This is a genomic window from Streptomyces murinus (assembly GCF_002154555.1).
GTDB classification, from domain to species: domain Bacteria; phylum Actinomycetota; class Actinomycetes; order Streptomycetales; family Streptomycetaceae; genus Streptomyces; species Streptomyces murinus.
Genome location: NZ_MUNF01000231.1, coordinates 1 through 8171, shown reverse-complemented (window position 1 = coordinate 8171; position 8171 = coordinate 1). Strand labels below are relative to the sequence as shown.

7 protein-coding genes are annotated in these 8171 nt (G+C 72.2%); 6 read left to right on the top strand and 1 reads right to left on the bottom strand.

Features of this window, described 5'->3' with window-relative positions; genetic code table 11:
• The 6 genes from CCN72_RS15625 to obgE all read left to right on the top strand — a co-directional run.
• Window positions 1–3396 (top strand): Rne/Rng family ribonuclease (locus CCN72_RS15625; RefSeq protein ID WP_086808033.1); only part of this gene is annotated, 3396 nt, incomplete at its 5' end.
• Between the two features lie 121 nt (window positions 3397–3517).
• Window positions 3518–4270, top strand: coding sequence for a phosphocholine cytidylyltransferase family protein (locus tag CCN72_RS15620; RefSeq protein WP_086808032.1), 753 nt, complete (start codon window positions 3518–3520; stop codon window positions 4268–4270).
• Complete coding sequence (locus tag CCN72_RS15615; RefSeq protein ID WP_167408681.1) at window positions 4258–5325, top strand: iron-containing alcohol dehydrogenase family protein; 1068 nt, start codon at window positions 4258–4260, stop codon at window positions 5323–5325. The genes CCN72_RS15620 and CCN72_RS15615 overlap by 13 nt, the downstream gene beginning before the upstream one ends.
• 170 nt (window positions 5326–5495) lie before the next feature.
• Complete coding sequence (gene rplU, locus CCN72_RS15610; RefSeq protein ID WP_009188585.1) at window positions 5496–5816, top strand: 50S ribosomal protein L21; 321 nt, start codon at window positions 5496–5498, stop codon at window positions 5814–5816.
• A 14-nt stretch (window positions 5817–5830) separates the two neighbouring features.
• The gene (gene rpmA, locus CCN72_RS15605) at window positions 5831–6085 is read left to right on the top strand and encodes a 50S ribosomal protein L27 (protein WP_030779398.1); all 255 of its coding nucleotides are present in this window, start codon (window positions 5831–5833) and stop codon (window positions 6083–6085) included.
• Between the two features lie 120 nt (window positions 6086–6205).
• Window positions 6206–7651 (top strand): GTPase ObgE, encoded by a 1446-nt coding sequence (gene obgE / locus CCN72_RS15600; protein WP_086808031.1) that lies wholly within the window; start codon window positions 6206–6208, stop codon window positions 7649–7651.
• 102 nt (window positions 7652–7753) lie between these two features.
• Here obgE and CCN72_RS15595 read toward each other — a convergent pair.
• The coding region (locus tag CCN72_RS15595; RefSeq protein ID WP_244174242.1) for a sugar phosphate nucleotidyltransferase at window positions 7754–8171 on the bottom strand (418 nt) is incomplete at its 5' end.

Genomic DNA, 8171 nt, shown 5'->3' with positions numbered 1-8171 from the left:
CCGGTCGCCGAGTCGGTCGCCGAGCCCGCCGTCGAGGCGCAGGCCCCCGCCGCCGAGAGCGCCGTGAGCGCCGAGAGCGAGGACGCCGCCCCGCGCCGTGCCCGCCGTCGCGCCACCCGCCGGGTCACCGCGCCCGAGAGCGCCCCCGCCGAGGCCGCGCACACCCCGGAGGTTCCCGTCACCACGCACACCACCGAGCCAGCGCCGGCCGCCGAGGCCGTCCCGGCCGCCGCCGAGGCGTCCGGGGCCGCCGAGACCCCCGCCCCGCGCCGCGCCCGGCGCCGGTCCGTGCGCCCCGCGTCCGGGTTCTCCGAGCCCGCGCGCGGCGCCGGGGCCGAGGAGGGCTCGCGCCGTCCGGCCCGTCCCGCCGTCGCCGTTTTCCAGGCACCGGTGTTCGCCGAGCCGCGCTTCCAGACCCCCGAGCGGGCCGCCGCCGAGGCCGCCGCGGGAGCCACTGAGCCCGCCGAGCCCGTCGAGGCCGAGCAGCCCGCGGAGCCGCAGCAGCGCGCGGAGTACACCGAGGAGCGCCCCGAGGCCGGTTCGCGTCGTCGTCGTCGCCGCCGCGCCGAGCGCGTGGAGGAGGCCCCGGTCGTCGAGGCCGCCGCCGAGGACGAGGACGAGGAGCCGGAGGGCGCCGAGGGCGAGGCCGAGGACGCCGAGGGCTACGAGGAGTCCTCCTCGCGCCGCCGTCGCCGCCGGGGTGGCCGTCGCCGCCGTCGCGGGGACGCCGCCGAGGGCGAGGGCGGCGAGGAGTCCGAGGAGCTGGCCGCCGAGCAGGCCGCGCAGGACGCCGAGGACACCGCCGAGCAGGAGGAAGAGGACGACGAGGAGGCGCACGGCGAGGAGTCGGGTGGCTCCAGCGCCGGCAGCCGTCGCCGTCGTCGTCGCCGTCGTCGTGCCGGTGAGTCCGCCGCGGACGGCGAGCCGTCCTCCGACGACCCGGAGCGTACGGTCGTCAAGGTCCGCGAGCCGCGCAAGCAGAGCGAGCCGTCCGACGAGGTGCAGTCCATCAAGGGCTCGACCCGTCTGGAGGCGAAGAAGCAGCGCCGCCGCGAGGGCCGTGAGCAGGGCCGCCGCCGTGTCCCGATCATCACCGAGGCCGAGTTCCTGGCCCGTCGTGAGGCCGTCGACCGGGTGATGGTCGTCCGCCAGCACGGCGAGCGCACGCAGATCGGCGTCCTTGAGGACAACGTGCTCGTGGAGCACTACGTCAACAAGGAGCAGTCGACGTCGTACGTCGGCAACGTCTACCTCGGCAAGGTGCAGAACGTGCTGCCGTCGATGGAGGCCGCCTTCATCGACATCGGCAAGGGCCGCAACGCCGTGCTGTACGCCGGTGAGGTCAACTTCGGCGCGCTCGGCATGGGCAACGGCCCGCGGCGCATCGAATCCGCCCTCAAGTCCGGGCAGTCGGTCCTGGTGCAGGTCACCAAGGATCCGATCGGGCACAAGGGCGCGCGTCTGACCAGCCAGGTCTCCCTGCCGGGCCGCTACCTCGTGTACGTCCCCGAGGGCTCCATGACCGGCATCAGCCGCAAGCTGCCCGACACCGAGCGGGCCCGGCTGAAGACGATCCTCAAGAAGATCGTCCCCGAGGACGCGGGCGTCATCGTGCGCACCGCCGCCGAGGGCGCGAGCGAGGACGAGCTGCGCCGCGACGTCGAGCGGCTCCAGGCGCAGTGGGAGGACATCCAGAAGAAGGCCAAGAGCGGCAACGCGCCGACGCTGCTCTACGGCGAGCCGGACATGACCGTCCGGGTCGTGCGCGACATCTTCAACGAGGACTTCTCCAAGGTCATCGTCAGCGGTGACGAGGCCTGGCAGACGATCCACGGGTACGTCGCGCACGTCGCGCCCGACCTCGCGGGCCGCCTGTCGAAGTGGACCTCCGAGGTCGACGTCTTCGCCACCTACCGGATCGACGAGCAGCTCGCCAAGGCGCTGGACCGCAAGGTCTGGCTGCCCAGCGGCGGTTCGCTGGTGATCGACCGGACCGAGGCGATGGTCGTCGTCGACGTCAACACCGGCAAGTTCACCGGCCAGGGCGGCAACCTGGAGGAGACGGTCACCAGGAACAACCTGGAGGCGGCCGAGGAGATCGTGCGCCAGCTGCGGCTGCGCGACCTCGGCGGCATCATCGTGATCGACTTCATCGACATGGTCCTGGAGTCCAACCGCGACCTGGTGCTGCGCCGTCTGCTGGAGTGCCTGGGCCGCGACCGTACGAAGCACCAGGTGGCCGAGGTGACCTCGCTGGGCCTGGTGCAGATGACCCGTAAGCGGGTCGGCCAGGGTCTGCTGGAGTCCTTCTCCGAGACCTGTGTGCACTGCAACGGCCGCGGTGTCATCGTGCACATGGAGCAGCCCGGTTCCGCCGGTGGCGGCGGCAAGCGCAAGAAGCGCGGCCGCGGCGGCGACGCGCAGGAGCAGCCGCACGAGCACGAGCATGTGCACGAGACCGCCGCGGTCGCCGTGGACAGCGGTGAGAGCGTCGAGCCGGAGATCGAGACGGCCGCCGAGGTGGCCGCCGAGATCGCCGAGCCGGTCGCCCTCACGCCCCCGGAGTTCGCGCCGGACGAGGAGCTGTACAGCAGCGTCGCCGAGGCGGAGGCGGCGGCCGGTCGCGGCCGTTCCCGCCGCCGGGCGAGCCGTCGCGCGTCGGCCCCGGCGGGCGCGCCGAAGGCGGAGAAGTCCGCCAGGAAGGCCGCCCGGACGCAGGACACCGACGCCGAGCAGGACGTCGCGCAGCACGCCGGCGCCGAGGCCGCCGTGCCGACCGCGCAGGACGTCACCGCCGAACAGGCCGCGGCCCGCCCGGTGCGGCCCGAGCCGGCCGCCGAGGCGCTGGCCGAGCCCGCCGCCGTCGAGGACCAGGTGGTGCCGGCCCCCGAGGCCGCCGAGGAGGCGCCCAAGGGCCGTACCCGCCGTCGGGCGACCCGGAAGGTGTCCGCACCTGCCGGTTCCCCCGCGGGTGCCGAGGCCACCGTGGTGACCGTCGCCGAGACCGCGCCCGCGGCCCCGGTGGCGGAGCCCGCCGCCGAGGAGGCGCCGGCGCCCGCCGAGAGCGCCGCGCCGGCCCGCCCGCGCCGTCGCGCGGTGCGGCAGACGGCCGCGCCGACCGCGTCCGAGGAGACGGCCGTCGTGGTCGTCCCGGCGGCCGCGGAGGAGGCGCCCGCGGCGGAGGCCCCCACCGAGGAGGCTCCGGCCAAGAAGACCGTCCGCAAGGCGGCCAAGAAGGCCACGGCCAAGAAGGCGGCCACCAAGAAGACGGCGGCGAAGAAGACCGCCGCCAAGAAGACCGCCGCGAAGAAGACGACGGCCAAGAAGGCGGCCGCCACGAAGAAGACGGCGGCGAAGAAGACCGCGGCGACCCCGCAGTCGGCCTCCGTCGACTGACCGGTCACCGGCACGTCTGGGTGCGGTCCTGTCCGCGAGGAGAGGGCCGCACCTGCTTTTTCGGCGGGTCCGGGGCATCGCGTCCTCGGCCCGCCCCCCTGAACCGAAGGAGAGAACCGCGATGATAGGCCTCGTGCTGGCGGCCGGCGCCGGACGGCGACTGCGCCCCTACACGGACACCCTGCCCAAGGCCCTGGTGCCGGTCGGCGCGCAGGACGCGCCCGAGGCCGTCTCCGTCCTGGACCTGACCCTGGGCAACTTCGCGGAGATCGGGCTGACCGAGGTCGCGGTCATCGTCGGCTACCGCAAGGAGGCCGTCTACGCGCGCCGGGCCGAGTTCGAGGAGAAGTACGGCCTGAAGCTGACGCTCATCGACAACGACAAGGCCGAGGAGTGGAACAACGCCTACTCCCTGTGGTGCGGGCGCGACGCGCTCAAGGACGGTGTGATCCTCGCCAACGGCGACACCGTGCACCCGGTCTCGGTCGAGAAGACGCTGCTGGCCGCCCGCGGCGACGGCAAGAAGATCATCCTCGCGCTGGACACCGTGAAGTCCCTGGCGGACGAGGAGATGAAGGTCGTCGTCGACCCCGCCAAGGGCATGACGAAGATCACCAAGCTGATGGACCCCGCCGAGGCGACCGGCGAGTACATCGGCGTGACCCTGATCGAGGGCGACGCCGCCGAGGAGCTGGCCGACGCCCTGCGCACGACCTTCGAGCGCGACCCCCAGCTGTACTACGAGGACGGCTACCAGGAGCTGGTCGACCGCGGCTTCCGGATCGACGTGGCGCCCATCGGCGACGTCGACTGGGTCGAGATCGACAACCACGAGGACCTCGCCCGCGGGCGGGAGATCGCATGCCGGTACTGACCCGGCTGTTCCCCTCGCCGATCGTCATGGACATCCGCGCGGGTGCCCTGGACGATCTGGCGGGCGTGCTCGCCGACCAGCGCATCTCGGACTCGGGGCGGCTCGCCGTCGCCGTCAGCCGCGGTTACGGCGCCCAGCTGCGCGAACGCCTCGCCCTCTCGCTGCCCGCCGCCACCTGGTTCGAGGTGGGCGGCGGCACCCTGGACGAGGCGGTCGACCTGGCCGACCGGATGAAGTCCGGCGACTTCGACGCGGTCGTGGGCATCGGCGGCGGCAAGATCATCGACTGTGCGAAGTACTCCGCGGCGCGGATCGGGCTGCCCCTGGTCGTGGTGCCGACGAACCTCTCGCACGACGGCATCTGCTCGCCCGTGTCCAACCTGGACAACGACGCCGGGCGCGGCTCCTACGGAGTGCCCGCGCCCATCGCCCTGTTCATCGACCTGGACGTGATCCGCGAGGCCCCGCTGCGCTTCGTGCGCTCGGGGATCGGGGACGCCCTGTCCAACATCTCCGCGGTCGCGGACTGGGAACTGGACCACCGGGTCAACGGCGAGAAGATCGACGGTCTCGCCGCGGCCATGGCCCGCCAGGCCGGCGAGGCGGTGCTGCGGCACCCCGGCGGCTGCGGCGACGACGGGTTCCTCACCGTGCTCTCCGAGGGGCTGGTGCTGACCGGTATCGCCATGTCGATAGCGGGGCACACCCGGCCCTCCTCGGGCGCCTGCCACGAGATCAGCCATGCGCTGGACCTGCTCTACCCCCGCCGGGCCGCCGCGCACGGCGAACAGGTGGGCCTCGGCGCCGCGTTCGCCACGTATCTGCGCGGCGACCACGACGGCTCCCGGCTGATCGTGGAGGGCCTGCGCCGGCACGGGCTGCCCGTGGTGGCCGAGGAGATCGGCTTCAGCGACGAGGAGTTCGTACGGGCCGTGGCATTCGCGCCGGAGACCCGGCCGGGCCGCTACACCATCCTGGAGCACCTCGGGCTGTCCGCCGAGGGGATCGCGGAGGCGTACGCCGGGTACGTCGCCGCCGCCGGACGCCCAGTTTGACCCCTACGGCCCCGGCCCGTAACCTTGACCGTCGGCGTGTCATAGAGCCCGCCACATCCCCGTAAACCTGTTCCTCCCGGACGCTAGGCCGGCCGGGAGAGGTCGCCCATGCGTATGCCGGGTGGCTGGCCTGCGGGGGTGCCGTTTCTTCGAGCGAAAGAGAGATCCGCGTGTACGCCATCGTGCGCAGCGGTGGTCGCCAGCACAAGGTTGCTGTCGGCGACATCGTTGAGGTTGACAAGATTTCCACCGCCAAGGTTGGCGACACGGTCGAGCTCTCGACCCTGCTCGTTGTCGACGGCGACGCTGTGACCAGCGACCCGTGGGTGCTGGCCGGCATCAAGGTCCAGGCCGAGGTCGTGGACCACCACAAGGGCCAGAAGATCGACATTCTGCGCTACAAGAACAAGACCGGCTACCGCCGTCGGCAGGGCCACCGCCAGCAGTACACGGCGATCAAGGTCACGTCGATCCCCACGGCTGCGAAGTAAGGGACTGAGAAGACATGGCACACAAGAAGGGCGCATCGTCCACCCGGAACGGTCGCGACTCCAATGCCCAGCGGCTCGGCGTGAAGCGCTTCGGCGGTCAGGTCGTCAACGCTGGTGAGATCCTGGTCCGCCAGCGCGGTACCCACTTCCACCCCGGCGCCGGTGTCGGCCGTGGCGGCGACGACACCCTGTTCGCCCTGCTGCCGGGCGCGGTGGAGTTCGGTACCCACCGTGGCCGCAAGGTCGTGAACATCGTTCCGGTCGCCTGAATCAGCTGATTCGGCATCGAACGTTTCGCGAGGCGGACCTCACTTCCCGTTCGGGAAGGCGGGTCCGCCTTTCGCGTGTTAGTACCTAGACATACCCGTAATTTCTGGAGGCACTGAACCATGACCACCTTCGTGGACCGCGTCGAACTGCATGTCGCCGCGGGTAACGGGGGCCACGGCTGTGCCTCCGTCCACCGTGAGAAGTTCAAGCCGCTGGGCGGCCCGGACGGCGGTAACGGCGGGCGTGGCGGTGACGTCATCCTGACCGTGGAGCAGTCGGTCACCACGCTGCTCGACTACCACCACTCCCCGCACCGCAAGGCCACCAACGGCAAGCCCGGCGAGGGCGGCAACCGCGCGGGCAAGGACGGCCAGGATCTGATCCTGCCGGTCCCGGACGGCACCGTGGTGCTCGACAAGGCGGGCAATGTCCTCGCCGACCTGGTCGGGCAGGGGACGTCGTACGTCGCCGCACAGGGCGGCCGCGGCGGCCTCGGCAACGCGGCGCTGTCCTCGGCCCGCCGCAAGGCGCCCGGCTTCGCGCTGCTCGGTGTGCCCGGGGACCTCCAGGACATCGTCCTGGAGCTGAAGACCGTCGCCGACGTGGCGCTGGTCGGCTACCCGAGCGCCGGCAAGTCCTCGCTGATCTCGGTGCTCAGCGCCGCCAAGCCGAAGATCGCGGACTACCCCTTCACCACCCTGGTGCCCAACCTCGGTGTCGTCACCGCAGGCTCCACCGTCTACACCATCGCCGACGTGCCGGGACTGATCCCGGGCGCCAGCCAGGGCAAGGGCCTGGGCCTGGAGTTCCTGCGGCATGTGGAGCGGTGCAGCGTGCTGGTGCACGTCCTGGACACCGCGACCCTGGAGTCCGACCGCGACCCGCTCTCCGACCTCGACATCATCGAGGAGGAGCTGCGGCAGTACGGCGGTCTCGACAACCGGCCCCGCATCGTCGTCCTGAACAAGATCGACGTGCCCGACGGCAAGGACCTCGCCGAGATGGTCCGCCCCGACCTGGAGGCTCGCGGCTACCGCGTCTTCGAGGTGTCGGCGGTCGCCCACATCGGTCTGCGCGAGCTGTCCTTCGCCCTCGGTGAGCTGGTCGGCAAGGCGCGTGCGGCCAAGCCCAAGGAAGAGGCCACGCGGATCGTCATCCGGCCCAAGGCCGTGGACGACGCCGGCTTCACCGTCACCCGTGAGGGGACCGACGGCGAGCCGCTGTTCCGGGTGCGCGGCGAGAAGCCCGAGCGCTGGGTGCGGCAGACCGACTTCAACAACGACGAGGCCGTCGGCTACCTCGCCGACCGGCTCAACCGCCTCGGTGTGGAAGAGCAGTTGATGAAGGCGGGCGCCCGGGGCGGCGACGGCGTCGCCATCGGCCCCGAGGAGAACGCGGTCGTCTTCGACTGGGAGCCGTCGGTCACGGCGGGCGCCGAGATGCTCGGCCGCCGCGGCGAGGACCACCGCTTCGAGGCACCCCGCCCCGCGGCCCAGCGCCGCCGGGACCGGGACGCCGAACGGGACGAGGCCGGCCGGGAGTTCGACGACTTCGAGCCGTTCTGAGCAGAGCCGATGACGGTTTGAAACAGAGCCGATGACAGAGGGCGGGCCCGGAGGAGAAATCCTCCGGGCCCGCCCTCTGTGGTATCCGCTGCGGGGGCCGGATCAGCCCTCGGTCAGCTCCTGGCCGACGTAACCGCGCAGCCAGGTCCGGAACTCCGGGCCCAGGTCCTCGCGTTCGCAGGCGAGCCGGACGATGGCGCGCAGGTAGTCGCCGCGGTCGCCGGTGTCGTAGCGGCGGCCGCGGAAGACGACGCCGTGCACCGGGCCGCCCAGCTTCTCGTCGGTGGCGAGTTGCTGGAGCGCGTCGGTCAGCTGGATCTCGCCGCCGCGGCCCGGCTCGGTCTCGCGCAGGACACCGAAGATCTGCGGGGCCAGCACATAGCGGCCGATGACCGCGTAGTTGGAGGGGGCGTCGGCCGGGTCGGGCTTCTCGACCAGGCCGCTGATCCTGACCACGTCGCCCTCGGCGGTGGCCTCGACGGCGGCGCAGCCGTAGAGGTGGATCTGCTCGGGCGCGACC

What these genes read in the sequence shown, in the direction of transcription:
- CCN72_RS15620 (WP_086808032.1), top strand. Translation starts at nt 3,518, where the DNA reads ATGATAGGCCTCGTGCTGGCGGCCGGCGCCGGACGGCGACTGCGCCCC.
- CCN72_RS15615 (WP_167408681.1), top strand. Translation starts at nt 4,258, where the DNA reads ATGCCGGTACTGACCCGGCTGTTCCCCTCGCCGATCGTCATGGACATC.
- rpmA (WP_030779398.1), top strand. Translation starts at nt 5,831, where the DNA reads ATGGCACACAAGAAGGGCGCATCGTCCACCCGGAACGGTCGCGACTCC.
- obgE (WP_086808031.1), top strand. Translation starts at nt 6,206, where the DNA reads ATGACCACCTTCGTGGACCGCGTCGAACTGCATGTCGCCGCGGGTAAC.